The following is a 26,492-nucleotide window of genomic DNA, read 5'->3' on the forward strand; positions in this document are numbered from 1 at the left end:
TCCACATGACCGACCTTTCTGTGCTGCGCGATGCGATCCGTGACGATCACTTGGCCGATGAGGCCGCTATTCTCGACCGCCTGATAAAATCGCATGGCCCCGATCAGGCCACGCGCACAGCCGCCAAGGCGCGCGCAACCCGCTTGGTCACTTCCATCCGCAATGACGCAGATGCAGGGTTGATGGAGGTGTTTTTGGCCGAATATGGCCTCTCAACCCGCGAAGGCATTGCGCTGATGTGTTTGGCAGAGGCGCTGTTGCGCGTGCCAGATGCGACCACGATTGATGCTTTGATCGAAGATAAAATTGCCCCCTCAGCCTGGGGCGAGCATTTGGGAAAATCCTCCTCATCGCTTGTAAACGCATCCACTTGGGCGCTGATGCTGACGGGGCGCGTTTTACAAGACGGCGAAGGCATGGATCGCGTGCTGCGCGGGGCCTTGCGCCGTTTGGGCGAACCTGTGATCCGCACCGCCGTGGCCAGTGCCATGCGCGAGATGGGGCGGCAATTCGTGTTGGGGCAAACCATGCCAGACGCGATGGCCCGCGCCGCAAAGCAGGAGGCAAAGGGATACAGCTATTCCTATGATATGTTGGGCGAGGCGGCGATGACCATGGCCGATGCGGATGCTTTTTTTGCCTCTTACAAAACCGCCATTGCCAAGATCACTCCGCGCTATAACGCTGGGGATATCCGCAGCAACCCTGGAATTTCGATCAAACTCTCGGCGCTGCATCCGCGCTATGAGGTGGCACAAAAAGATCGTGTTATGTCCGAACTTGTGCCGCGCGTTTTGGAATTGGCCCTTGATGCGCGTCAGGGCGGGATGGGTCTTAACATTGATGCCGAAGAAGCAAATCGTCTTGATCTGTCGCTTGATGTGATTGAGGCGGTGTTGGCTGATCCACGCCTTGCAGGGTGGGACGGGTTTGGTGTTGTGGTGCAGGGCTATGGCCTACGCGCAGGCGCGGTGATTGACTGGCTTTACGCCCTTGCCACCAAACTTGACCGCAAGATCATGCTGCGTCTGGTCAAAGGCGCGTATTGGGACACCGAGGTGAAATTGGCGCAGGTTGAAGGGCTATCTGGCTTTCCTGTCTATACACGAAAATCCGCCACCGATGTGGCCTATCTGTGTTTGGCCAAAAAGCTGCTTGGTCTGACGGATCGCATTTATCCGCAATTTGCCACCCATAACGCCCATTCTGTGGCGGCCATTATCGAAATGACGACAGACCCTACCCGTTTTGAATTCCAACGCCTGCATGGGATGGGCGAGGCGCTGCATGATCTGGTGCTGAAGGGCAACGCCATGCGCTGCCGCATCTATGCGCCTGTGGGGGCGCATCGGGATCTTTTGGCCTATCTCGTGCGCCGCTTGTTGGAGAATGGCGCAAATTCTTCCTTCGTGAACCAAATCATGGATGAAAACACGCCACCTGAGGTGGTCGCAGCTTGCCCCTTTGAACGGCTCGAACGCGCAGGGCCAAATCTTGCGGTGCGCCACCCAAACGCGCTTTTTGCGCCCGAGCGCGCAAATTCACGCGGGTTCGACCTTAGCGATCCTGTCACCTTGGCCGAGTTAGACGCGGCCCGCGCGCCATTTCGGACGCATCAGTGGCAGGCAGGCCCCATTTTGGCCGAACCGGCGACAGGGGCCGATGACATCACCCAAACCTGCCCCGCCGATCCCGCCGACATCGTGGGCCGTGTTACCGAGGCCGCCGCAGGTGATATCGAGACTGCACTGACATCTGCGCAGGCTTGGGACGCACCTGCCGCAGAACGCCGCGCCTGCCTTGAACGGGCCGCCGACCTTTACGAAGCGCATCATGCCGAATTATTTGCGCTTCTGGCCCGCGAAGCGGGCAAAAGCCCCGCCGATGCAGTGGCCGAACTGCGCGAGGCGGTGGATTTCTTACGCTACTACGCGGCCCATGCGCCGCTTTTGCAGCAGCCCGCGCGCGGGGTGTTTACCTGTATCAGCCCGTGGAATTTCCCCTTGGCCATTTTCACAGGGCAAATCGCTGCCGCGCTTGCGGCGGGAAATGGCGTTTTGGCAAAGCCCGCTGAGACAACCACCCTCATCGGTGCGCGGGCCGTGGAATTGCTCCATGCCGCAGGCGTGCCGCGTGGCGCCCTGCAATTTCTGCCAGGCCAAGGGGCCAAGGTCGGGGCGGCCCTTGTCAGCGATGCGCGTGTTGCGGGCGTGTGCTTTACGGGGTCAACGGCAACTGCCCAAGGGATCAATCGCGCCATGGCGGCCAATCTGCACCCCGCAGCCCCTTTGATTGCAGAGACAGGCGGCCTGAATGCCATGATCGTGGACAGCACAGCCCTGCCCGAACAGGCCGTGCGCGACATTGTCGCCTCGGCCTTTCAATCAGCGGGTCAGCGTTGCTCGGCCCTGCGGTTGCTCTATGTGCAAGAAGATATCGCAGGGGGCCTGTTACAGATGTTGCAGGGCGCGATGGAGGAACTCTCCCTCTCCCACCCATGGAACATATCCTGCGATGTGGCCCCCGTGATCACGGCAAGCGCGGCGGCAGAGATCAATGCCTATGTCCAACAGACCCAAACAGAGGGGCGTTTGATCAAACAGATCACCCCGCCCAGCACGGGCCATTATGTGGGGCCTGCCTTGATCTCATTGCCCGGTGGGATCAACGACCTTGAGCGCGAAGTCTTTGGCCCTGTCTTGCATGTGGCCACTTATAAGGCCCGCGATCTGGCGCCGGTTGTGGCCGATGTGAATGCAAAGGGCTATGGCCTGACCTTTGGGATGCACAGCCGCATTGATGACCGCATCGCCGAGGTGGCGAGCCAGATCAAGGTTGGCAATCTCTACATCAACCGCAATCAAATCGGTGCCATTGTGGGCAGTCAGCCCTTTGGGGGCGAGGGTCTGTCTGGCACAGGGCCAAAGGCGGGCGGGCCGCACTATTTGCCGCGTTTTACGACCCCCAACCTCGCGGCAGAAGGCCCAATGGGCGATGCGCCCCCCTGTGATGAGGCCGAAGTGACCCGCGCCCTTGCAGCACTTGCGCGTTCCTCTGACAGGCCCCTTTCCCAAGCAGAAATGCCTGGGCCTACAGGTGAATCAAACCTGTTGTCACGCTATGCGCGCGGGCGGGTTCTGTGTCTTGGGCCAACGGCGGAAGCTGCAATGATGCAGGTGCAAATGGCCAAAGAGGCAGGCTGCACCGCCCTTGCGATTGCGCCCAGTGTTGGCGCGCATGGGGTTGAAGGGCTACTTCCTGCTGACATGCTGCGCAGTCTCACGGGGTTTGATGCCGTGATCTTATGGGCAGACCCCGAAGAGGCCCGCCCCTATCGCGCGGCTTTGGCTGCGCGCGAGGGCGCCTTGATCCCGCTGATTTGTGAACGCGACCCTAAACCGCGCCTGATCCTTGAGCGGCATATCTGCATTGACACCACGGCGGCGGGCGGCAATGCGCGGCTTCTGGCGGCGGCAGGTGAGGCTTAGATCGCCAACCCCACGGCGCCGCCAATTAGGGATGTGGCCACCATCGCCAACACGCCCCAGAACATGACACGGAATGCGGCGCGCCCTTTAGGGGCGCCGCCCGCCTGCGCACCAAGCGCACCAAGCGTGCCAAGGGCCGCCAATGTGGCCGCCCCCACCCAAATCTCCACCTGATCATGCGGGGCCACGACCCCCATCAGCAACGGCACCAAAGCACCGCCTGCAAATGTCGCGGCAGACACCACCCCTGCCTCTACAGGCTTGGGCGGCGAGAGATCAGTCAGCCCAATCTCATCGCGCAAATGTGCGCCAAGCGCGTCTTTGCGGGTCAATTCGCGCGCCACCTCATCGGCCAACTGCTCCGACAAGCCGCGTTGACGATAGATCGCCGCCAATTCGGCCAATTCGCCCGCAGGGTTCAATTTCAACTCGCGCTTTTCGCGCTCGACATCGGCGCGCTCAACATCGGCTTGGCTTGAGACGGAAACATATTCCCCCGCTGCCATCGACATCGCCCCCGCAACCATGCCTGCAATCCCCGACAAGAGGATCGTGCCTTGATCCGCACCGCCTGCAGCAACCCCCACGATCAATGACGCTATCGACAAAATCCCATCATTCGCCCCCATCACCGCCGCGCGCAACCATCCTGAGCGTTGCGACAAATGCGGTTCCTCATGGGCCGAGGGGACATTGTGGGTATCAGGTCGGTGTTCAGCCATAATTGGGCAATCCCATTTTTCCTGGGTTAAAAATATTTTGCGGATCAATCCCGCGCTTGATTGTGGCCATGACCTCCATCGCTTCTGGCCCCAATTCGCGGATCAGATAGGCGGCTTTGCCTTGGCCGATGCCATGCTCACCTGTGCAGGTGCCCTCCATCGCAATCGCCATATCATTCAGCCATGCAACAAACCCCTCGGCCATCTCAACCTCGGCAGGACTGTCCGTGTCGATCAACATCAACACATGGAAATTTCCATCGCCCACATGGCCCACAACGGGGGCGATCATGCCCAATTCTGACGCACGCGTCTGTGCCTTTGTCACAGCCTCGGCCAGACGGCTGACGGGCACGCAAATATCGGTGGAAATCCCCTTTGCCCCGGGGCGCAGGGCCAAACCCGCCCAGTAGGCATCATGGCGCGCTTGCCACAGTTGATTGCGCTCCTCCTCAAGGGTGGTTGCGGCAAAGCCCGTGCCGCCAAAATCAGCTGCAATCTCGCCAAAACTTGCCGCATCCTCGGCCACACCTGTCTCGCTGCCATGAAATTCCAATAACAAAAGTGGCGTTTCTGGCAGGGACACTTTGGAATAACGATTAACGGCCTCAACCATCAGCTTGTCGAGCAATTCAATTCGCGCCACGGGCAATCCATATTGCACAGTCGCAATGACACATTCGCAGGCAGCCTCGACCGAAGGGAAAGAACAGGTCGCCGCAGAAATGGCCGCAGGGATACCGCGCAGACGCAAGGTTAACTCGGTGATCAGGCCAAGCGTGCCTTCAGAGCCGATCATCAGATGGGTCAAATCATACCCTGCCGAAGATTTCCGCGCCCGCGCGGCGGTTTTTACAATCTCCCCTGATGGCAAAACCGCCTTCAGCCCGAGGATATTTTCCTTCATCGTGCCATAGCGCACGGCATTCGTGCCGCTTGCCCCCGTGGCCGCCATACCGCCAAGCGTTGCATCTGCTCCTGGATCCACGGGAAAGAACAGCCCCGTGTCGCGCAAATGCGTGTTCAACGCCTTACGCGTGACACCTGGCTCAATCACGACATCCATATCCTCTGCACTGACCCGAATAATGCGGTTCATCTGACTGAAATCAATACAAATTCCCCCTGCGGATGCATTCACATGCCCCTCAAGGGATGAGCCTGCCCCAAAGGGGATCACAGGCACATGATGACGCGCGCATAGACGCACGACATCTTGGACTTCCTCGGTCGATTGCACAAACACCACAGCATCAGGTGCTTGGGTGCGCAGCCATGTGGTGGTGTGGCCATGCTGTTCGCGCAAGGCGGCACTGGTCGCAAGCCGCGCCCCAAATTGCCCCGCAAGCGCCTCGATTACGGCGGCAATGCCATGCTCATTGCGCGGAAGATCTAAAATTTCAGCCATGGTGATGCACTTTCCCTGTTGCTGCCTTTATGTTTAGCGACAGCCGCACAGAAGAAAAAGGGGGGCCGCACCCTCGGGGCTAAAGCCCGTAAAGGGCGCCAAATTTTTCCTCGAGATAGCGCAACAGCGGCTCAGGGGAGACAGGCCCACCGATTGCATCCTCAATCGTCTGGCGCGGCGGTTTCAGGCTGCCGTGGCGTTGCAATCTCTCGCGCAGCCAATCGGTTGCAGGGCGTGGATTGCCCTGTGCCAATGCCGCATCCAAATTCGGCACATCCGCGCGCAAAGCCTGCATCATGCAGCCGGCATAGACATTGCCAAGCGCGTAGGTGGAGAAATATCCAAACAGGCCCGCCGACCAATGCACATCTTGCAACACCCCGTGGCTGGGGCGATCCACGGCGAACCCAAAATCAGCCATAAAGCGATCATTCCATGCCGCCTCAAGATCACCCACGGCCAGATCACCGCTGATCAATGCCTGCTCTAAATCAAACCGCAGCATGATGTGCAGGTTATACTGCACCTCATCGGCCTCGGTGCGGATATAGCCTTTGGCAACCCGATTGATCGCCGCATATAGCGCAGCAGGGCTATCAGTTGAAAGCCCACCAAAGGCCGTCTGCATCTGCCGATAAAGCCATGTCACAAAAGGCAGGGATCGACCAAGCTGATTTTCGTAAATGCGGCTTTGGCTTTCATGCACCCCCATCGAGGCCCCCTGCCCCAATGCGGTCAAATGATAGAGCGGGTCAATATTTTGCTCGTAGCAGGCATGGCCCACTTCGTGAATGGTCGAATAAAGCGCATTAAACGGATCATCCCGCGCGACCCGCGTGGTGATGCGACTGTCACTGCCTGAGCCAGAAGAAAACGGGTGAACGGCAAGATCAATTCGCCCTTTGTCGAGATCATAGCCAAAGGCCAAGGCAATCTCGCGCGTCAGGGCAAGCTGCACCGCCTCGTCAAAATCACCCGATATCGCCGCAGGCATCGGTTTTTCAAGGATCGCCGCGCGCAAGGACACTAGGCGCGGACGCATCGCATCAAAAAGGGCCGCGATTTCGCTGGCGCGCATCTCAGGTTCGTAATCGTTCAACAGCGCATCATAAAGGGCAGCACCACGCGTCTCGCCTGACAGACAGGCGGCCTCTTCGCGGCGCAGGGTGATGAGTTGCTCAAGAACAGGTAAAAATCCCGCAACATCATCTTCGGCGCGGGCCTTGGCCCAGACCCCATGGGCGAGCGAGGCCGTCTGCGCCAATTCCGCCGCCAAACGCGCGGGGATTTTTGTAGCACGCTGATATGACCGCGAGATCAGCCGCAAAGAGGATGCTTCAAAATCCGTTTCAGCCTGTGCGGTTTCTAGCAGTTCGCCAAGTGCAGGGTCAGTACGGCGAGCGTGCAGAACCCCCTCCATCGCTGCGATTTCTTCGGCGCGCTGTGCCGCTGCCCCTTTAGGCATCATGGTTTCTTGATCCCAATGCAACCGCCCCGCGACCTGCTCAAGCGTGGCGGTTTGCGCTGCATGCGCCAAAAGATCCCCCATCGCGCTCATGCCGCTGCCCCACGCAAGGATTGCTCAGGCGGATAAATCGCAAGGAAGCGCGCGCGCAAAATCAAGACGACCAAGGCCACCGCGCCAAGCTGATGGGTCAAGCCAAGGGCAATTGGCGCAGAATGCATCACCGTTACGATCCCGATCACCACCTGCCCAAACAGCATCACCGCCATCCACGCATAGGATTGGCGCACCAGCGCATTGCCCGATTTGCGCCCTTTGAGCCAAACCGCAATCCCATAGGCAAAGACCAGATAGCCCAGCATCCGATGGATGAATTGGACGGTGCCATCATTTTCGAACAGATTGCGATACCAGGGGTCAATCGCCCACATATCAGGCGGGGTGAACCCGCCCGCCATCAAAGGCCAATCAATATAATTACGCCCTGCATCGATACCCGCGACCAAAGCCCCAACCAAGACTTGCAAAAAGGTGAGATGCAAAAGCCCCGTGGTCATACCAAAGAGGCGCTTATCGCCTGCACGCCGCGCCGCCAATAGCGCGGGCGCAGGTCGGCTGAGCTGCAAAATAAACCATGTGATAAGGGCAAGGATGAAGAACGCGACACCCAAATGTGTCGCCAACCGATAGGAGGCAACATCAAACATGCCAGGCGCAAGACCTGAATAGACCATCCACCATCCGATGGCCCCTTGCAGACCACCAAGCGCCCCAAGCGCCACGATTTTTGGAACCCACGCTTTGATCAGATTGCCAGAGAGCGCAAGCGCGGCAAACCCAAGGGCCCAAACAAGACCGATTGCGCGCCCCCATTGACGATGACCCCATTCCCACCAGAAAATATACTTAAACTCGGCCATCGACATGCCGCGATTTTGCTGTTGGTATTCGGTTGTCTGCTGATAGGCGGTGAATTGCTCTTGCCACTGGTCATCACTGAGCGGCGGAATGGCTCCCGAAATCGGCGCCCATTCAACGATAGACAACCCTGAATCGGTCAGGCGCGTCATGCCCCCAATGGCAATCATTGCCGCAACCATCACGAAGAGAACCGCCAAATAGGCCCGCATCCATCTGCGCGCCGCGCCCGTGTCGCGGGAAATCCCCGAAGGGTTCGGGCCTGTTTTCCCCGTCCCAGAGGGCCCTTTGCCGGATTGGTCGACCTCTTCGAAAATATTGCGGCTCATGGCGCGACCCCTTCTCGATCTTCATTTAGCAAAAGCCCTAGCGCCTTGGCAAAGGCTTCGCAAGAATGCGCGGCAGTTTGGCGCTAGGGCCGATCGCGCCAACGCTGCATCTGTCGCAAAATGCCGTGAAACAGCTGAACATCGGCCCGCGTCAGGGGCAGACGCCCCCACAGATTGCGCAAGACCAGCTTCATGCCAGCGGCCTTTGTTTCGGGAAAGAAATAGCCCATTTCATCAAGCTTTTCTTCGTAGTGATCCGCCAGTTTTTCTACCTCAATCGCGGTGGCAAAATCGCTGCGGGCAAATTCCATGCGCATTTCCACCACCTCGGTGGTTTGGCGGCGCCACTCATAAGCGCATAGCAGCACAGATTGCGCCAGATTGAGCGATGGAAAATCAGGGTTCACGGGCACAGTTATAATCGCATCAGCCCGCGCGATATCGTCATTTTCCAAACCTGCGCGCTCGGGGCCAAAGATCACCGCAACCTTGCCCCCCGCGGCATGGATGGCCCGCGCCTGCGCCATCGCCGCCTCGGGGCTGAGGATCGGTTTGGTCAGCCCCCGTTCGCGGGCAGTGGTCACAAACACATGGGTGCAATCGCCAATCGCCTCGGGCGTTGTCTCCACCACCAAAGCAGGATCGAGCACCACGCCTGCGGCGCCACTGGCCAAGGCCACCGCGCGTTCATTCGGCCACCCATCGCGCGGGGCCACAAGGCGCATGTGGTTCAGGCCGAAATTCCACATCGCCCGTGCCGCCGCGCCGATATTCTCACCCATCTGCGGGCGCACAAGCACGAAACAAGGCATTGGATGGGCGGTTGCGGGAATTTGGCTATCGTCACTCATGATCCTGCCATATCGTGCGGAGCCATTCTTGCCAAGCGCCCCATTGCTGAACACGAAGCAAACCATTAGAAACAAACAAAGACTGACAAGAGGCAGCCCTATGTCCGACATGGATATTCCACAGATTTACCTTGTGACCCCACCAAATTTTGAGCTGACGGGCTTTGGCGCGCAGCTTGCGGCAGTTTTGGATGCCTATCCTATCGCCTGCCTGCGCCTTGCTCTGGCAAGCCGTGATGAGGATGACCTGGCGCGCGCGGCAGATCACTTGCGCGAAATTGTCCATGCCCGCGACATCCCTTTAGTGATGTCAGAACATATCAAACTGGTCGAACGCTTGGGGCTTGATGGCGTGCATCTCTTGGATGGGTCGCGCAGCACCCGCAAAACCCGTGCGGATCTTGGCGGCGATGCAATCATCGGCTGCTTCTGTGCCAATTCCCGCCATGATGGGATGAATGCAGGGGAAATGGGCGCGGATTACATCAGTTTCGGCCCTGTTGGCGACACAAGCCTTGGCGATGGCAGCCGCGCCGAAGATGATCTTTTCGCATGGTGGAGCCAAATGATCGAACTGCCAGTCGTGGCCGAAGGCGCGCTGACGCTTGCAGATATCGAACGCCTTGCGCCGATCACGGATTTCTTCGCCATCGGTGGGGAAATTTGGCGCAAAGACGACCCTGTGGCAGCCCTTAAGATGCTTCTGTCCCCTCTGGGCTAAGGGCCTGAGCAAGCCCTGCACGCACGGCCGTTTCGGCGACCTGCGCCAGTGCCTTGCGCGATGCAAACTGTGAGACGCGCAAGGGCGCGTGATAGATGACCGTGACATGGCCATTTTCACGGACAGATAGCACCCGCATCAGGCCCGCACCAAAGGATTGATCCCCCCACCACCCGTAAAAGGCGGGATTTTCGCCTGCGGGGGCGTGATAGGCGATGGTGACGGGCTGAACAGTGATATCCCGTGGCATATCAGCTGCAAAAAACGCCTCAAACAGGCTTGAGCGGAAGGGTAAAACGCGCAACCCATCGGTGGATGTGCCTTCTGGGAAAAACACCAAACGCTCGGCGTCTTCTGCAAGGCGCATATGCAACAGGCGATTTTGATCTTTTGCCGCCATGCGCCGCCGCTCGATGAAAACGGTGCCTGCTGCGCGCGCCAAAATCCCAATACCCGCCCAATCGCGCACTTCAGATTTTGCCACGAACACCACAGGCCCGCCCGAATTGAGCGGGAAAATATCAAGCCAAGACACATGATTGGCGACAATCGCGCCCGCAGCTTGTGCGGCATTTCCTTTGCGTGTCACCTTGAGGCCCAAAATCATACAGACAAAGGCGCAGACGATTTGCGTGATCCGCGCAGTTACAGGGCGGCGCAAAGGCCCCGCGATGACGCGCTCTGGCACGCGGCACAATAGCAGGGTCAAAAACCCAAACCCAATGACCAGAAGGATCGCTGCCCCGCGCAGACAGGCGCGCAGAATACCCAAAACCCCAACAGATGCGGGCGTGACCTGAGGGGCGCCATCCCATCGCATGGGCCTATATCCCCCGACCCCGCGCGTAGAGCGCGCGGTGTTTTTCCGACATCAGGGCCGTATCAAGGATCAAACAAATATCTGTGCAATTAAAGGCGTGATCGACAAAGGCCCCCTGCCCAACCGCACCGCCAAGGCGCAGATAGGCCTTGATCAACGCGGGCAGCGCACGCGTAGCAGCCGTGCGCTCAAGCGCATCTTCAGCAATGAGGTTCATATCCTGATAACCCGCCGCCCGCGCCTTTGGGCGCAGCCCCTCAGGCGCAAGATGGCGGTGATGCAGCAGCGACAGAGGTGCGGCCAATTCAGCCACATCGGTGCCATGCAGTGACGCCACACCAAATAAAATTTCAATCTCATGGGTCACGATATAATCGGCCAGCCCATTCCATAAATGCATCAGCGCCGTGCCCCCGCGATAATCGGCATGCACGCAAGACCGCCCCAATTCCAGCAAACGCCGACCCGAAGATTTGAGCGGCGCGAGATCATATTCGTCTTCGGAATAGAATTGCCCTGCGGCTTTGGCCCCGTGCTCCTGCATCACGCGGTAAACGCCCACAACTTGCTCGCCCACAGCGCGGCGATGATCCAGAAGCATGAGATGATCAAAAAATGGGTCAAAGCGATCTGCCTCAAGTCGCGCCTCGTGATCCACCAAGGCCCCATCAGCGCCCAATTCCGCCACGAATACCTCATAGCGCAGGCGCTGTACCGCGCGAATATCCTCTGGGCTTGAGGCCAATCGCAGCTCAAAATGCGGCTCTTGCGACACCATAAGGTGGGCCTTCCTGTCTTGGCTGTGCCTTTCGCGCCGCAATTTTGCGGCCTTTGGGGCAAATGCGTTTATCTGTGCAGCGCGATGCGCCTCTCCAAGATATGATCTTCATGATGCAGAATTAGGGTATTGTTAACCATCATTCCAGTAGACCGAACCCTTAAGCGCCCCATTCGGGCAGCAATGTCACATGGCGGGAGTCGATCACTTGTTTGCCTTGATGCTCGAAATTGACGGTCACCTTGCCGCCAATATTGGATTGCACCTGCCCCAACCCCCAATCGGGTTGCGCAGGGTTGCGCACCAACATTCCAGGCTCAAGCAGCGCATTCAACTCTTCGGTCATCGGAGGCCTCATTGATGGATCAAATCGTCTTTAGCCCAAATTCACAGGATTTGTCAGCCCTGGTTGCATCACGGCTCTGCCATGATTTGGGCAACCCTTTGGGGGCTGTTTCAAACGGGGTTGAACTTCTGCAAATGAGCGGCTTGGCAAATAGTCCTGAAATGGCTCTGATTGCCGATGCGCTGCGCGATACCGAAGCGAGGTTGCGGTTTTTCCGGATCGCCTATGGTGCGGCGCGGCTTGATCAGCATATATCTGAACGCGAAACGCGCAATATTCTGAGCCAGATGTATGGCGCGGGCCGCCTGACAGTTGACTGGCTTTTGACGGGGGATTTACCGCGCCATCATGCAAAAAGCGCCTTTTTGATGATCGCCTGTGCCGAAGCGGCCCGTCCTATGGGGGGACATATCACAATCGCACAGCCAGAGCGCGGCACGCTTACAGTCGGCGCTGACGGGCCACGGATCTTGCACGACTTGTCAGGTCTGGCATGGCTCGGCGGGGTAAGTCACAGCACCCCAAGCCCGCGCAAGGTGCAATTCCTGATGCTGTTAAAGGAGGCCGCTGAAATCGGGGCTGAGATTTCCCTTAGCCTCTCGGACACCCGTGTGCAGATCAGCGTGCAGGGGTCGCGGTTATAAGGCCTGCAATCCTGCGCGAAACCGCGCGGCTTTGGCCACATACCCCGCCGCCGATTGAATAAGCCCTGCGCGTGCTGCCTCGTCTAGCGCGCGAATAACACGGCCTGGCATCCCCATCACCAAACTGCCGTCAGGAATAACTTTGCCCTCGGGGATCAAGGCCCCCGCCCCGATCAAGCAGCCCTTTCCGACAACCGCACCGTTCATCACCATCGCGCCCATACCAATCAATGTGCCATCGCCAATCGTGCAGCCATGCAAAAGCGCGCGATGCCCAATGGTGCAATCCTCGCCCACAGTCAGGGGTAGACCTGGGTCTGTATGGCAGATCACATTTTCCTGCAGATTGCTGCGCGCGCCAATGGAAATCAGTTCATTGTCACCGCGCAACGTGGCCCCAAACCAAATGCTGCTTTCGGCAGCAAGGGCAATCTTGCCGATGACATTGGCATCATCGGCAACCCATGCATCGGCGGCGATATCGGGCTGATGCCCCTCAAATGCGTAAATCATGGCGCGCGCATCCCCTCATATTCACTTTGTAAACCCCGCAAAAACCCTGCAAGGCTTGGCTGTTGAATGCGGCGCATCCGTTCAGCCGTGATGATTGTGGTCAGATTGTCAAAGCACGCGTCTAGATCATCATTAACGAGAACGTAATCATAGCCATCCCAATGGCTGATCTCATCCCAAGATTTTGCCATGCGTTCGACAATGGTTTCGGCATCATCTTGTGCGCGCGTCACCAGACGTTCGTGCAAGGCTGCAATGCTCGGGGGCAGGATAAAGATCGACAGCGCATGTGCGCCCAGCGCCGAGTTGCGGATTTGCTGCGCCCCCTGCCAGTCTATGTCAAATAAGACATCACGCCCCGCATCAATGGCCGCACGCACAGGTGGCATCGGGCTGCCGTAGAGATTGCCGAACACCTCGGCATGTTCCAGCATCGCGCCCTCATCCACCATCCGCTCAAACCCTGCGCGGTCGAGGAAATGGTAATGTTCCCCATCCACCTCGCCTATACGCGGCGCGCGCGTGGTGGCGGATACTGAAAACCGCAACGACCTGTCCCATGCCATCAAACGCCGTGCCAACGTGGATTTCCCCGCGCCCGAAGGCGAAGAAAGAATGATCAGCAAGCCACGGCGTGTAGCAGCGTTGAGAGATTTTGCATCGGTCTGAGACATCAGGCGCGTCTTTCTATGGCGATCTTTACTGTGCGCGCGCATCTTGAGGATCAGACCGCAGAGGTCAAGCCAAAGCAGCGCCGATGCCCCATTAACCAATTTCTGTCATATGGGCTGAATTTTCCGAAAATTTGCCGTTACTATGCCCGAGGTAACACACCTCAGCACATAAACCTTCGATCCGCCGCATAGGGGTATGCAGCAGGCGTATCGAACCCGTTGAGGATAGGGGAAAACGATGGGGAATTATTATTTTGGCGATGCCGCGCGTGACAAGGACGACAGCCTTGATCACCATATGGCCTTCACGCGATTGCGGCAGCATTAGAACAGTTTGCGTGACACCGTCCACCAACCACCCAAAGCACGCGATTTGCAGCAGCATATCTTAGGCGCGGCCCTGCCATTCGTGTTTTTGTTGGAAAATCTCGGCGGTGAGATTTTGCGCCTGAAACTGGGCGGCACGCATTTATGCGATGTTATGGGGATGGAACTGCGGGGAATACCGCTGCGGTGTTTTTTTGCCTATAATGAACGCCCGCGCTTTGCCGCTGCGGTCGAGCCTGTTTTCACGGGACCTGCGGAATTGGATATAAGACTGCAAAGCAGCTATAGCGGGATTGAGCCACCCGTTTTGGCGCGCATGATCCTTTTGCCCTTGCAAAGCGCCTCGGGCGTGATTGATCGCGCGATTGGGGCTTTTGTGACCAAAGGGCCGCTTAACCATGCGCCCTATCGGTTTGAAATTGAGCGCACGGATCTGCACCCGCTTCATGCAGAAACGGCGGCTGTAACGCCGCCGCCCCATATGGACATGAAACCCACCAAAGTGCCCTATCTGCGCGTCCTTTCAGGGGGGCGCGCAGGCTAGCTCATAAGCGCGGCGGGGTTTTATCCCGCCGCCGCTGCCGCCGCATCACGGCGGGTTGAGGACAATTCCTCCGCCACCAAGAAGGCCAATTCAAGCGACTGGCTGGCATTGAGGCGCGGGTCACAGGCTGTGTGATAGCGGCTTGAGAGATCCTCATCGGTCACAGCGCGCACGCCGCCTGTGCATTCGGTGACATCTTTGCCTGTCATCTCGAAATGCACCCCACCCGGAATGGTGCCTTCGGCGCGGTGGATGGCAAAGAATTCCTGCACCTCCCGCAAAACCGAGTCGAAGGGCCGCGTCTTAAACCCACTGGCCGATTTGATCGTGTTGCCGTGCATCGGGTCACAGCTCCAGACCACATTTGCCCCATGCGATTGCACCGTGCGCACAAGGCGTGGCAAATGATCGCCAACCTTGCCCGCACCAAAGCGCGCAATCAATGTCAGGCGGCCTGCCTCATTTTCTGGGTTCAACTTATCCATAAGGATTTTCAGATCATCCTCGGTGGTGGTTGGCCCGCATTTCAGACCAATCGGGTTTTGCACCCCTGCACAGAATTCAACATGCGCGCCCTCTGGCTGACGGGTGCGGTCGCCAATCCAGATCATATGACCCGAGCCTGCAATCGGTTTTCCGGTGGTTGAATCAATCCGACACAGGGCTTCCTCATATTCCAACAACAGCGCCTCATGGCTCGTGTAGAAATCGACACTGTGCAATTCATGTGTGGTCTGTGGGCTGATGCCAGCCGCGCGCATAAAATCAAGGCTATTTTGGATATGATTGGCCATGTCGCGGTATCTCTCCGCGTCATCGTGATCGGTAAAGCCCAAGGTCCAGCTATGCACCCGTTCGATATCTGCAAAACCACCCGTTGAGAAAGCCCGCAACAGGTTCAACGAAGCGGCAGCCTGCGTATAGGCCTGCAACATCTTCGCAGGGTCAGGAATGCGCGCCTCGGGCGTGAAGGCCAACTCGTTGATGATATCACCGCGATAAGAGGGCAACTCGACCCCGTTGATCACCTCGGTGGGCGCTGAGCGCGGCTTGGCGAATTGCCCTGCCATACGGCCCACTTTGACCACGGGAACCTTGGCGCCATAGGTCAAGACCATCGCCATTTGCAGCATTACTTTGAAGGTGTCGCGAATGGAATCTGCCGAAAATTCAGCAAAGCTTTCGGCGCAATCGCCCCCTTGCAGCAAAAACGCCTCACCACCGGCCGCTTTGCCAAGCGCGGCTTTGAGGCGGCGCGCCTCACCCGCAAAAACCAAAGGAGGATATTTACCAAGCTGCGCCTCAACCGCCGCCAATGCTGCCTGATCAGGATAATCAGGCATCTGCACGCGCGGCTTGCTGCGCCAGCTAGATTTCGTCCATGTTTGTGCGGCTTCAGCACCCATGGGAGCCTCCTTCAGTCTTCCATAAAAATTACGATTTCGGCCTGCTTATAGACGCGGAAACCCCCCGCGTCCAATGGCAATTTCGCAAGCTACGGATCAAAAGGGGGGCTTGCGGCGCGCGCAATTTGGTGGTTTCGCTAGAGAAACGACCACGTAAGGTTGCATCGTGATATGCGCCTCGGTGCGATGTTTAATGATTGTGGCTTTGTTCAAAGGACTCTGGAGATGAGCAGACCGACCCCCCGCGATGCAGACGCCGCGAAACGCTATGTTTTCGTGCTGTTGGATCGCTTTACGATGCTCTGCTTTGCCTCTGCGGTCGAAGCCTTGCGCATTGCCAATCGGATGTCGGGACGCACACTCTATGAATGGGCCTTGGCGGGGGATGGGGGCGAGGTTGCGTATTGCTCTGCGGGGATCGGCTATAAGCTAGATATGGATCTCGAAGAGCTGACCCGCGAAGACACAATCATGCTGTGCGGCGGGATTGATGTGCAATCCGCCACAACGAAGCGCATTCTCAACTGGTTGCGGCGCGAGGCGCGGCGCGGTTCGGTTGTGGGCGGGCTGTGCACCGCAGGCTATACTTTGGCCAAGGCGGGGCTGTTGGACGGCAAACGCGCCACGATCCATTGGGAAAACCAAGACAGCTTTTCCGAAGAATTCGAAGACGTCACCCTGACAAAATCGGTCTTTGTGATTGATGGCAACCGCATCACCACCGCAGGCGGTACCGCCTCGATTGATTTGATGCTGAAAATCATTGCCAATGACCACGGCGAAGAATTGGCGAATTTGGTGGCGGATCAGTTGATCTATACCTCGATCCGCACCGACCAAGACACGCAGCGCCTGTCAATTCCAACCCGCATCGGCGTGCGTCATCCAAAACTCAGCCAAGTTATCCGGATGATGGAGCATAATATCGAAGACCCGATCAGCCCGGCAAGTTTGGCCAAAGAGGTCGGAATGTCCACGCGCCAATTAGAGCGATTGTTCCGCCGTTACCTGAACCGCAGCCCCAAGCGATATTATATGGAATTGCGCCTTGCCAAAGCGCGCAATCTGCTGATGCAAACCGATATGAGCGTGATCAATGTAGCATTGGCCTGTGGATTTGCATCCCCCTCGCATTTTTCAAAATGCTATCGGGCGCAATATGACACCACCCCCTATCGTGAGCGGGGCACCCATGCAAGCAAACCTGACATAATCGTCAAATAATACCTTATTGCCCCACCCGTGCGGCGCGTCCCCCACGGCGCACAGCGCGCGGGGCTTGTTCAAGCGCCTCGCGCAGGGTTTCGCTCATCGGGTGCCCTTTATCTTCGGCTGCATATTGCTCAAGCAGATGGCGAATATAGGTTTTGGGGTCATCCGCGGTGATGGACAATGCCCAATCCATGAAAATCGTGCGGCATTCGCCCCGCGTGATCCCCTTAATGCGATAGGCCTCGCGGATCAGCGCCTTTGGATCATAGATATCGCCCTTCATAACACCGAAACTCCTGCATCTCATATGCCCTTGGCCGATCTAGGGCTTGCGCGTCAAAGCGGCCTCGATAATTGCGACAGATTCCAAGCGGCCAGCGTCAAGCGCAGTTTCCAAACTGGCGCGATCCGCGTGGCCCGTGGCGCGCACCAGAAATTCTAGCCCGCCCTGCCCGATATCACTTGGATCAAGCGGCGCATCCGTCAAGAGGCGCGCAGCCTGCGCCGCACGAGAAAATAGCGCATGCGCGGCAGATAAGGCCTCCGCTTCGGTTTGGGTCAGCCAACCGCATTTGGCCGCTGCGCGCAGATGGCGCGCGGTGGCACGGGTCGCACTGCCCGCGATCAGCGCGCCCGCCTGCCCGATCAGATCAATATCCTGCATACCGCCCATGCCCGCCTTGACGTCAAAGGTGCTGCCCTTGCGCCCTGCCGCTGCAAGGCGTTGGCGCATATCGGCCAAATCCGCGATGATCGTGCTTGGCTTGCGCGGGGTTTGGATCACCTGCATCCGCGTGGCTTCGACATCTGCGCCAAGGCTTACATCGCCTGCAACAACCCGTGCGCGGGTGAGGGCCATATGCTCCCAACCCCATGCCTCATTCATTTGATAATGCGTGAAGGCCTCCAACGATGTCGCAACCGGCCCTTTGCGGCCTGAGGGTCGCAGACGCATATCAACCTCGTAAAGCCGCCCCTCTGAGGTCGGTGCAGAGAGTGCGGTGATTAGCATTTTTGTCGCCTTCGAGAACCACCCCCGCGCGTCCAATGGGCGCGGGCCATCCGTCATCTCAACACCGCCCGCGTCATAAATGACGATCAAATCCAAATCCGACCCCGCCGTGAGCCGCGCAGCCCCAAGGCTCCCCATGGCCAAAACAACCCCACCGCGACCCGGCGCGACCCCATGTTTTTTGGCCAATTCCGAACAGACCAAAGGCCAGAAACAGGCAATCACCACATCGGCCAAATCGGTATATTGCTTGGCCGCTTCTTCGGCCTCAATCAGGCCGCGCAGGTGATGCACCCCAACACGGAAATGCCATTCTTTCAGCCAACGGCGCGCAGCGTCCAACTGTCCTTCATAATCAAGCCCTTCAAGCGCGCTGCTGAGAGATTGCATCAATTCGTCCCGTGCGGGCCATGGCGCAAAGAACCCACCGCTGAGAACCGCATCTAGAACTTTAGAATTGCGCGATAAGTATATGGAAAGCGCGGGCGCCGTTGCGCAGATATCGGCCAAAAGATCAATCAATGACGGGTTTGACTGGAATAAAGAAAATAGTTGAACACCCGCAGGCAAGCCTTTGAGAAAGCTATCAAAATTTGAAAGGCTTTCATCTGGATTTGCGGATTTCATCAGCTTGGTCAAGAGGGCGGGTTTGATCTGTTCGAAAATCTCGCGCCCGCGTGAGGCGCGCAAACAGGAATAGCCCGGCCAACGTGATAAAACCTCTATTTGTGAGGGGGTAAGAGTGACATCTTCATGTTCAATCTCAGCTTGCTTTTGCGGTGTGTAAAACGGCTCGCAGGCGTCATCAACTGCGTGCAATCGCGCCAGAAGCGCGGCACGAAATGCGGCGACATCGCCCTCGCCCATAAAGGCCGCAAGCCGCGCAATCCCTTCGGGCGATTTGGGCAAGCTGTGCGTCTGCGCGTCATGGATCATCTGCAAACGATGCTCGACCTCGCGATGCGCGATGTAATGCGCGGTCAGGCTTTCTGTGACTTCTGGATCAACCCATGATTTCTTGGCCAAGGCGGCCAAAGCATCAACCGTGCGCCGCATCCGCAAATCGGGATCTCTGCCACCCGCCACCAATTGGCGGGTCTGGGCAAAAAATTCGATCTCACGAATGCCGCCCGCCCCCAGTTTCATATTATGCCCCTCAAGGGTGAACCCATGCAGGCCCTTATGGTCGCGGATACGCTGGCGCATGTCTTGGGTGTCACGGATGGCGGCGAAATCCAAATGCTTGCGCCACACGAAAGGGGTGAGGGTTTTCAAGAACCGCTCCCCTGCCGCAAGATCACCTGCGGCAGCGCGCGCCTTGATATATGCGGCGCGCTCCCAATTTCGTCCCTCCGCCTCGTAATAGCGTTCAGCCGCAGCCATTGAGATACAGACGGGCGTCACAGAGGCATCAGGGCGCAGCCGAAGATCGGTGCGGAACACATAACCTTCGGATGTGATTTCCCCCAAACTTGCGGCAATGCGGCGGGTTGCGCGCACGAACCCTGTGCGCACAACCATCTCATCACCTGCATCGAATCTTGTCTCATCAAAGAGGCAGATCAGGTCAATGTCAGAGGAATAATTCAACTCCCCCGCTCCCATTTTCCCCATCGCAAGCGCCACCATTCCCGCGCCATCGCGGAGCGCATCCTCCTCGGTTTGGTTCGGAATGCGTCCGCGCCGCGCCTCGGCCCCAACATGAACCCGTAGCGCCGCCTGCACACAGGCATCGGCGAATTGCGACCAGAGGGCCGTGGTGGTCAACAAATCCCAAACACCGCCACAATCGGCCAAAGCCACAAGGATCGCGGCGCGGCGTTTGAGGCGGCGTAGCCCCGCATCCAGATCACTGGCCGCCAAGGCGGCCGCCTCTGCCAAAATTGCAGCCATACCCGCCTCAGGCGCGGCGCTGAGGGTGGGGATTAACCAATCGACTTCGCGGCGGATCAGGCCCGCCAGATACGGCGCACATCCGGCAACGCCATGGATGACCTCACGCAGTTCAGGCGCAAGGTCGTTCAATTGGGGCAGATCCGCGAATAGACCTGTCGCCAAGGCGCCGTCATAGGCAAAGGGGGCGCGGGTGATCCGAGTGGCGAAGCGGGCGGCGTTTTGGGTCATCTTGTCATTATCATGCGTTTGCGCTCAAAGGTTGTGACAGATGATAGAAGGGAATGCGCATGAGCAAAAGCCTCGCCCGCGTGGCCCATGCCCTAGAGAGGGCGGGGCTAGAGCCTATGATCCTTGAGATGGCCGAAGGCACCCGCACCGCCGAAGATGCGGCGCGTGCGGCGCAATGCCAAATCGATCAAATTGCGAAATCAATCATATTCCGCGAGGTCGCGAGCGGTGAGTTGGTTTTGTTCATCACCGCAGGCGTTAATCAGGTCGATCCCTCGCGGGCCGAAGCCCTGACTGGGTGCGCCTTGGTGCGGGCGGATGCCGACACGATTCGCCGTGTCACGGGCTTTGCAATCGGGGGCGTGGCCCCTGTCGGGCATCTGAGCCCCTTGCGCATATGGTTTGACCCGCGGCTTTTAGCCTTTGATTTGGTATACGCGGCGGCAGGCACACCGCGCCATATTTTCGGCATCTCCCCCGAACAGCTTTTGCGACTGACCGGGGCGAAACAGGCCGATTTCGTGGCCGAATAAAAAGAATCGGAACATATGCCAAGATTTTCCTTGAAATGGGAAACATGACGCACTAGGTGCCCCCCTTACGAACCGGGTGCCGATCCCAACCTCGCTGCCACCAGCGGGGGGGCGCTAAGGGCCCACCACATCAATCTGCTGGTAAGAAGGGGGCGTGCTATGTCTAGCGCCGACCTCTTCCAACTGGGGACTGGTCTGGAGACAGGCGCCCATGCGGAAGACACTCACAGCCTTTTGGCTGACCGAAGCGTGTTCGATGAAACACGCGATGATCACTTCATTCGCCGCGATGGCCGCGTTTTCGCGGGCACGCATCTGATCATCGAAGTTGTCAATGGCCATGGCCTTGATGATGAGGCGCGGATTCAAACTGCATTTCGCGACTGCGTGCGCGAATGTGGGGCAACGCTTCTGCACATTCATACCCACAAATTCAGCCCCCAAGGCGTGTCGGGTGTGGCGGTTTTGGCGGAAAGCCACATCTCGGTGCATACATGGCCCGAGATTGGCTATGGCGCATTTGACGTCTTTATGTGCGGCAATGCCGAACCATGGCGCGCGGTGGATGTGCTTAAAGCGGCCTTTGGCACGCAAGATGTGCGCGTCACAGAATTGCTGCGCGGCGAAGGCCTTGTGACCGAGGCGATTGCCGCGGCATAACTGCGCGTGCAGGGGCGGTGAAACCCCGCCCCTCCCCCTGCCCCAAACTGCCCTAAAGGAGGCCGCCGATGAGCGATCCTGAAACCATGCGCGATTGGAGCGTTGAGCGTCTGCACCAAGATCACGGGCAAGCCTTGCGCGTGGCGCAAATGCATTATGACAGCGAAACCGATCACCAACGCCTACTCGTGTTTGAAAACCCCACATTCGGGCGCATCTTAACGCTTGATGGCGTGGTGCAGGTGACCGAAGCGGATAATTTCATCTATCATGAAATGCTGACCCATGTGCCGATCTTGGCCCATGGGGCCGCCAAGCGCGTGCTGATTGTGGGCGGCGGCGATGGTGGCATGGCGCGCGAGGTGCTGAAACATGACAGCATCGAACAGGTGACCATGGTCGAGATTGACGCGGGCGTGGTGGATTTTTCCAAGAAATATCTGGCCGCTATTTCAGATGGGGCCTTTGATGACCTCCGCCTTGATCTTGTGATCAATGATGGTGCCGTGTTCATGAAACAAAACGCGGATGTCTATGATGTCATCATCATCGACAGCACTGATCCCGTTGGCCCCGGTGAGGTTCTCTTTACCGATCATTTCTACGGCCACGCCAAGGCGCGTTTGGCCGAAGGTGGGATTTTGGTCACGCAAAACGGGGTTCCGTTCCTGCAAGGGGATGAGCTGACAGGCACAATGCGGGCCTTTAAGACGCTATTTTCTGATTACAGCTGCTATCTGGCGAGCATTCCGACCTATGCAGGCGGGCCAATGGCCTTTGGCTGGGGCAGTGACAGTAACGCGCGGCATGTTGATCTTACCACCCTTGAGGCGCGGTTCAAAGCGGCAGGGATCAGCACAGATTATTATACCCCCGAGGTGCATCGCGGCGCGTTCGCCCTGCCCCCCTTTGTGGCGCGTCTGATCCCCTAAGGGGTTATTCCGCCGCTTCGGTTTTCTGGGCCGCCTCAAGTTGGGCGGCCTTTTTTTCGACCTGCTCTACGATATGGTCGATCATTTGGTCATTGTTCAGCTTGTGGCTTTGTTTGCCTGCAAGATAGACCATACCTGACCCAGCACCGCCGCCTGTAAAGCCCACATCGGTCATCAGCGCCTCGCCCGGCCCGTTGACCACACAGCCGATAATCGAAAGGCTCATCGGGGTTTTGATATGCTCAAGACGCTTTTCCAAAGCCTCGACTGTTTTGATCACATCAAAGCCCTGACGCGCGCAAGATGGGCAGGAAATGATATTCACTCCGCGATGGCGCAGGCCCAAGGATTTGAGGATCTCATAGCCAACTTTCACCTCTTGCACAGGATCGGCAGAAAGGCTGACACGGATCGTGTCGCCGATCCCCATCCACAGCAGGCTGCCCAAACCAATTGCAGATTTGATCGTGCCAGAGGTCAAACCGCCTGCTTCAGTGATGCCCAAATGGATGGGGGCATCGGTGGCCTCAGCCAGACCTTGATAAGCCGCAGCCGCCAAAAACACATCGGACGCTTTGACCGAGATTTTGAACTCGTGAAAATCATTATCTTGCAAGATCCGAATGTGATCGAGACCTGATTCAATCATCGCCTCAGGGCAAGGTTCGCCATATTTCTCAAGCAAGTGCTTTTCCAAGGAGCCCGCATTCACCCCGATACGGATCGAGCAATTATGATCACGGGCGGCCTTGATCACCTCACGGACACGAGTTGCATCGCCAATATTGCCAGGATTGATCCGCAAACAGGCCGCGCCTGCCTCTGCCGCCTCAATGCCGCGTTTATAATGGAAATGGATATCTGCAACGATTGGCACAGGGCTTTCGCGCACAATCTCTTTTAGCGCCTTCGAGCTGGCCTCGTCTGGCACGGAGACGCGCACGATGTCAGCGCCTGCCTCGGCACAGGCCTGCACCTGTGCGATGGTCGCCTTTATATCGGTGGTGGGAGTGTTGGTCATGGTTTGCACGGAAATCGGTGCATCCCCCCCAACTGGCACAGAGCCTACATGAATCTGACGGCTTTTGCGGCGGTCGATATTGCGCCAAGGGCGGATCGGATTATGAGACATGGGGAGTGTGACCTTTATCTTGTCGCATCGCAAAGACGTTTCACCGCGCAAGATAAGCCCTTGCCACCGATTGCACAATGCTTGGACACGCAGAGCGCGAACAGGCCCCCGATTTATTCGCCTTGCGCCAGGCGCTCGAGAACCAATTGCGCCACTTCGGGCAATTGTGGATCAGAGGCCGCGCTTGCAATGGAATAGCGGGTTTGAATCTGATCGGCAGAAATCGGCACATCCTTAATCACACTGCTGCCTTCACCCGCAGGGCCAAAGGTGACAGAGTTCAGCGCAAAATAAAGCGCACTTGAATTGCCTGCGCGCAGCACGGGCTCCTCATCCATGACGGGGACGGTATAACTATCGCCCGCATTCAACGTGCCCTCAAAAAGAACGGTGCCATCGGTCGTGGTGATCCTGATCCATGAGGGGCGCACAGCAAACAGGACGACCTCATCGCGCGGCTCTTGGGTCACGGGCGGATTGCTGGTTGAGGCGGTCGGTGCGGCCTCCCCCCCTCCTGCGGCGGCAATCGCGCGCGAGATATCATCGGGGCGCAAGACGGGGCTGTTATCGCGGGCAAAAGCCCCTGTGGTTGAGGGGTTCAAGGTGCTGATGGCGCGGTCACGCGGCACCAAGACCGGGGCCTCAAGCAAGGTGGGGCGATAAAGACGCTCCATCGCGGCACTGTCGCGCGTCTCTTCTTGGGCGGGCAGAGCGGGGCTTGCATCGGTCAAATCGCTGGTTGTGTTTTGCGGCAAGGGCAGCGGGTCAAGCGCTGTTAATGCAACGGGCGTATCAGCGACAGGTGCGAATTGAACGCGCTGAAAATCATTGAGCAAGACCCACGCGCCATAGCCCACGCCAAGCAAAACCACCGACAAGACAAAAAGCGAGCCAAGCGCGCCCGCCTCAAGTCGAGGGAGAAACCCGTCATCCGTGTCGTATAAAACATGGCGCTTTGAAAAGCGGCGGTCTTCTTGCAGGCCGCCCATCTGGCCTTTGGGCATTTCAATTTTCTGCGGTCTGCGCGCGGTTCGATCCACCTCGGGAGAGAACCCGCTGACCCCTGAAAACCCTGTTTCCTCGCAAAACCGCGAAAACACCCATTCAGGGTCAAGACTCAGATACCGCGCATATGACCGCACATAACCCGCGATAAACCCGCGCGAGGTAAAGACCGTTAAATCCGCGTTTTCGATAGCGGCGAGATATGAGGCACGGATCCGCAAATCCGCCTCAACATCCTGTAGCGATTTACCCATGGTTGCGCGTTCACCGCGCATCAGATCGCCCAAAGGCACATCCATAAGCAATTCGCTGTGCAATTCTTCTGTTGATGCCCCCATCATCCCCGTCTCATCATGCCCCATTTGGCGCCCCGCTAAACCTACCCTTGGATGCAGTTTCTGGCCAAAACTGCTTTTCCGTTGCCCATATATCACAAGGCCGATTCGTATCGGCCCCGTCATCCCCCAAAGACAGAATAGCATAAGCTAGGCTAGGTGATAAACTTATTGTGTATTAACCCACCAACTCGGCACGATTCAGCGCACAATGGCTCCAGAGGCGATCCATGGCATCCACCAAAGCATCCATCATTTTGGGGTCATGCACAGGGCTTGGGGTAAAGCGTAACCGCTCTGTCCCGCGGGGAACAGTTGGGAAATTGATCGGCTGCACATAAATCCCGTGATCCCGCAAAAGCATATCCGAGATTTTCTTAGTATGAACAGGGTCACCTACGATCACAGGCACAATATGGCTGCCGTGATCAATGATAGGCAGCCCCATCCCCTTTAGGCGCAGTTTCAGAACTGCTGCGCGCTCTTGATGCAGATCCCGCAGGGCCTGATCCGTCTTAAGATGCGCGACCGAAGCGGCAGCGCCTGCTGCAACCACAGGTGGCAGTGATGTTGTAAAAATGAAACCCGGCGCATAGGAGCGCACAGCATCACACATTTTGGCCGATGCCGCGATATATCCGCCCATCACACCATAGGCTTTGCCAAGCGTGCCATTGATAATGTCGATACGATCCGACAAGCCCAGTTTTTGGGCCACCCCGCCCCCGCGTGGGCCATACATCCCCACCGCGTGAACCTCGTCCAAATAGGTCAAGGCGCCGAATTCCTCGGCCAATTCTACGATCCCCGAAATCGGGCCAAAATCGCCATCCATAGAATAGACCGATTCAAAGGCAATCAATTTTGGCGCAGCAGGATCATCTGCCGCCAGTTTGGCGCGCAAATCAGCAAGATCATTGTGTTTGAACACGCGCTTTGCCCCGCCATTGCGGCGAATGCCCTCAATCATAGAGGCGTGGTTCAACTCATCCGAATAAATGATCAGACCCGGAAACAGCCGCGGCAGGGTCGAGAGGGTGGCATCATTGGCAATATAGGCAGAGGTAAACACAAGCGCCGCCTCTTTGTAGTGCAAATCGGCTAATTCCGCCTCAAGGCGTTTGTGATAGACAGTGGTGCCTGAAATGTTGCGCGTGCCGCCAGACCCTGCGCCTGTGGCGTCAAGCGCCTCGTGCATAGCGCTCAAAACGACAGGGTGTTGCCCCATGCCCAAATAATCATTGCCGCACCAGACCGTGATATCCTGCTGGCTGCCATCGGGCCGCGTCCAAGTTGCGTGCGGAAATTGTCCCTTGCGGCGTTCAATATCAATGAACGTGCGATAGCGACCCTCGTTGTGAAGGCTATCCAAGGCATGATTAAGGGCGTTGTTATAATCCACACTCGTCTCCTTACATTTCCGCGCGCAGGCCGTGGTTTAAAGCATAACGGCCAGCGTTGCGTGTCAGATAGTCCTGTCGGTGTTGAAAATCCAAGTAACAAATTGACGCGCGCCTGTATTTGATCGGGCGCAAATTTAGATTTGGTTGACATGCAAACACGCGCAAGCGCCCAAGATGTAGTAGTTTGCAA

24 protein-coding genes are annotated in these 26,492 nt (G+C 57.7%); 8 read left to right on the forward strand and 16 right to left on the reverse strand.

The window, feature by feature from the left end; translation table 11 throughout:
- Window positions 1–5 precede the first annotated feature (5 nt).
- Window positions 6–3,488: a bifunctional proline dehydrogenase/L-glutamate gamma-semialdehyde dehydrogenase PutA gene (gene putA / locus AAC637_RS02790; RefSeq protein ID WP_340302218.1), complete on the forward strand. Its 3,483-nt coding sequence runs from the start codon at window positions 6–8 to the stop codon at window positions 3,486–3,488.
- Here putA and AAC637_RS02795 read toward each other — a convergent pair.
- The 5 genes from AAC637_RS02795 to AAC637_RS02815 all read right to left on the reverse strand — a co-directional run bounded on the left by AAC637_RS02795 (window position 3,485) and on the right by AAC637_RS02815 (window position 9,181).
- A complete protein-coding gene (locus AAC637_RS02795; RefSeq protein WP_340302219.1) occupies window positions 3,485–4,210 on the reverse strand; it encodes a VIT1/CCC1 transporter family protein in 726 nt (241 codons plus the stop codon). The genes putA and AAC637_RS02795 overlap by 4 nt on opposite strands.
- Window positions 4,203–5,618 (reverse strand): FAD-binding oxidoreductase, encoded by a 1,416-nt coding sequence (locus AAC637_RS02800; protein WP_340302220.1) that lies wholly within the window; start codon window positions 5,616–5,618, stop codon window positions 4,203–4,205. Before AAC637_RS02800 ends, AAC637_RS02795 begins: the two co-directional genes overlap by 8 nt.
- Before the next feature lie 79 nt (window positions 5,619–5,697).
- The gene (locus AAC637_RS02805; protein ID WP_340302221.1) at window positions 5,698–7,176 is read right to left on the reverse strand and encodes a carboxypeptidase M32; all 1,479 of its coding nucleotides are present in this window, start codon (window positions 7,174–7,176) and stop codon (window positions 5,698–5,700) included.
- Window positions 7,173–8,330, reverse strand: a complete 1,158-nt coding sequence (locus AAC637_RS02810) for a COX15/CtaA family protein (protein ID WP_340302222.1) — start codon at window positions 8,328–8,330, stop codon at window positions 7,173–7,175. The genes AAC637_RS02805 and AAC637_RS02810 overlap by 4 nt, the downstream gene beginning before the upstream one ends.
- A gap of 83 nt (window positions 8,331–8,413) precedes the next feature.
- On the reverse strand, window positions 8,414–9,181 hold the full coding sequence (locus AAC637_RS02815; RefSeq protein WP_317655779.1) for an RNA methyltransferase: 768 nt from the start codon (window positions 9,179–9,181) through the stop codon (window positions 8,414–8,416).
- 100 nt (window positions 9,182–9,281) lie between these two features.
- Between AAC637_RS02815 and AAC637_RS02820 the strand changes: the two genes are divergently transcribed.
- Window positions 9,282–9,902 (forward strand): thiamine phosphate synthase, encoded by a 621-nt coding sequence (locus AAC637_RS02820; RefSeq protein ID WP_340302223.1) that lies wholly within the window; start codon window positions 9,282–9,284, stop codon window positions 9,900–9,902.
- Here AAC637_RS02820 and AAC637_RS02825 read toward each other — a convergent pair.
- From AAC637_RS02825 to AAC637_RS02835, 3 genes are all read right to left on the reverse strand, one after another.
- Window positions 9,874–10,722 (reverse strand): lysophospholipid acyltransferase family protein, encoded by an 849-nt coding sequence (locus AAC637_RS02825; protein WP_340302224.1) that lies wholly within the window; start codon window positions 10,720–10,722, stop codon window positions 9,874–9,876. The genes AAC637_RS02820 and AAC637_RS02825 overlap by 29 nt on opposite strands.
- 4 nt (window positions 10,723–10,726) lie before the next feature.
- Window positions 10,727–11,500: a GNAT family N-acetyltransferase gene (locus tag AAC637_RS02830; protein ID WP_340302225.1), complete on the reverse strand. Its 774-nt coding sequence runs from the start codon at window positions 11,498–11,500 to the stop codon at window positions 10,727–10,729.
- A gap of 160 nt (window positions 11,501–11,660) precedes the next feature.
- Window positions 11,661–11,846, reverse strand: a complete 186-nt coding sequence (locus AAC637_RS02835; RefSeq protein ID WP_317654491.1) for a DUF3553 domain-containing protein — start codon at window positions 11,844–11,846, stop codon at window positions 11,661–11,663.
- Between the two features lie 14 nt (window positions 11,847–11,860).
- Between AAC637_RS02835 and AAC637_RS02840 the strand changes: the two genes are divergently transcribed.
- Window positions 11,861–12,490 carry a histidine phosphotransferase family protein gene (locus AAC637_RS02840; protein ID WP_340302226.1) on the forward strand — a complete coding sequence of 210 codons (630 nt, stop codon included), beginning with the start codon at window positions 11,861–11,863 and terminating at the stop codon, window positions 12,488–12,490.
- On the opposite strand, the gene AAC637_RS02845 is transcribed toward AAC637_RS02840, so the two are convergent.
- Both AAC637_RS02845 and gmk read right to left on the reverse strand, forming a co-directional pair.
- The gene (locus AAC637_RS02845; RefSeq protein ID WP_317654488.1) at window positions 12,485–13,003 is read right to left on the reverse strand and encodes a gamma carbonic anhydrase family protein; all 519 of its coding nucleotides are present in this window, start codon (window positions 13,001–13,003) and stop codon (window positions 12,485–12,487) included. The genes AAC637_RS02840 and AAC637_RS02845 overlap by 6 nt on opposite strands.
- Window positions 13,000–13,677 (reverse strand): guanylate kinase, encoded by a 678-nt coding sequence (gene gmk, locus AAC637_RS02850; RefSeq protein ID WP_340302227.1) that lies wholly within the window; start codon window positions 13,675–13,677, stop codon window positions 13,000–13,002. The genes AAC637_RS02845 and gmk overlap by 4 nt, the downstream gene beginning before the upstream one ends.
- 334 nt (window positions 13,678–14,011) lie before the next feature.
- Here gmk and AAC637_RS02855 point away from each other — a divergent pair, with 334 nt between their 5' ends.
- Window positions 14,012–14,548 carry a PAS domain-containing protein gene (locus tag AAC637_RS02855; RefSeq protein WP_340302228.1) on the forward strand — a complete coding sequence of 179 codons (537 nt, stop codon included), beginning with the start codon at window positions 14,012–14,014 and terminating at the stop codon, window positions 14,546–14,548.
- 20 nt (window positions 14,549–14,568) lie between these two features.
- Here AAC637_RS02855 and AAC637_RS02860 read toward each other — a convergent pair whose 3' ends face one another.
- Entirely contained in the window at window positions 14,569–15,954 is a 1,386-nt protein-coding gene (locus AAC637_RS02860) for a class II 3-deoxy-7-phosphoheptulonate synthase (RefSeq protein WP_340302229.1), read from the reverse strand.
- A gap of 225 nt (window positions 15,955–16,179) precedes the next feature.
- Between AAC637_RS02860 and AAC637_RS02865 the strand changes: the two genes are divergently transcribed.
- Complete coding sequence (locus AAC637_RS02865) at window positions 16,180–17,178, forward strand: GlxA family transcriptional regulator (protein WP_317654482.1); 999 nt, start codon at window positions 16,180–16,182, stop codon at window positions 17,176–17,178.
- Window positions 17,179–17,182: 4 nt separating this feature from the next.
- Here the strand turns inward: AAC637_RS02865 and AAC637_RS02870 are convergent, their stop codons facing one another.
- Together AAC637_RS02870 and AAC637_RS02875 are read right to left on the reverse strand one after the other, a co-directional pair.
- On the reverse strand, window positions 17,183–17,449 hold the full coding sequence (locus AAC637_RS02870) for a hypothetical protein (RefSeq protein ID WP_340302230.1): 267 nt from the start codon (window positions 17,447–17,449) through the stop codon (window positions 17,183–17,185).
- A gap of 39 nt (window positions 17,450–17,488) precedes the next feature.
- Window positions 17,489–20,302, reverse strand: a complete 2,814-nt coding sequence (locus tag AAC637_RS02875) for a glutamine-synthetase adenylyltransferase (RefSeq protein ID WP_340302231.1) — start codon at window positions 20,300–20,302, stop codon at window positions 17,489–17,491.
- 59 nt (window positions 20,303–20,361) lie between these two features.
- On the opposite strand from AAC637_RS02875, the gene AAC637_RS02880 reads away from it, so the two are divergent.
- The 3 genes from AAC637_RS02880 (at window position 20,362) to speE (ending at window position 22,427) form a co-directional block, all read left to right on the forward strand.
- Window positions 20,362–20,835 carry a YbaK/EbsC family protein gene (locus tag AAC637_RS02880; RefSeq protein ID WP_340302232.1) on the forward strand — a complete coding sequence of 158 codons (474 nt, stop codon included), beginning with the start codon at window positions 20,362–20,364 and terminating at the stop codon, window positions 20,833–20,835.
- 159 nt (window positions 20,836–20,994) lie between these two features.
- Window positions 20,995–21,495 carry an adenosylmethionine decarboxylase gene (gene speD, locus AAC637_RS02885; protein ID WP_340302233.1) on the forward strand — a complete coding sequence of 167 codons (501 nt, stop codon included), beginning with the start codon at window positions 20,995–20,997 and terminating at the stop codon, window positions 21,493–21,495.
- Window positions 21,496–21,563: 68 nt separating this feature from the next.
- A complete protein-coding gene (gene speE, locus AAC637_RS02890) occupies window positions 21,564–22,427 on the forward strand; it encodes a polyamine aminopropyltransferase (protein ID WP_340302234.1) in 864 nt (287 codons plus the stop codon).
- A gap of 4 nt (window positions 22,428–22,431) precedes the next feature.
- Here speE and ispG read toward each other — a convergent pair whose 3' ends face one another.
- The 3 genes from ispG to hemA form a co-directional block, all read right to left on the reverse strand.
- Window positions 22,432–23,559: a flavodoxin-dependent (E)-4-hydroxy-3-methylbut-2-enyl-diphosphate synthase gene (gene ispG, locus AAC637_RS02895; RefSeq protein WP_317654474.1), complete on the reverse strand. Its 1,128-nt coding sequence runs from the start codon at window positions 23,557–23,559 to the stop codon at window positions 22,432–22,434.
- A 113-nt stretch (window positions 23,560–23,672) separates the two neighbouring features.
- Window positions 23,673–24,926, reverse strand: a complete 1,254-nt coding sequence (locus AAC637_RS02900) for a helix-turn-helix domain-containing protein (RefSeq protein ID WP_340302235.1) — start codon at window positions 24,924–24,926, stop codon at window positions 23,673–23,675.
- Between the two features lie 151 nt (window positions 24,927–25,077).
- Window positions 25,078–26,301, reverse strand: a complete 1,224-nt coding sequence (hemA, locus tag AAC637_RS02905) for a 5-aminolevulinate synthase (RefSeq protein ID WP_340302236.1) — start codon at window positions 26,299–26,301, stop codon at window positions 25,078–25,080.
- Between the last annotated feature and the right edge of the window lie 191 nt (window positions 26,302–26,492).

Source organism: Roseobacter sp. HKCCD7870 (assembly GCF_037830315.1).
Lineage (GTDB): Bacteria > Pseudomonadota > Alphaproteobacteria > Rhodobacterales > Rhodobacteraceae > M30B80.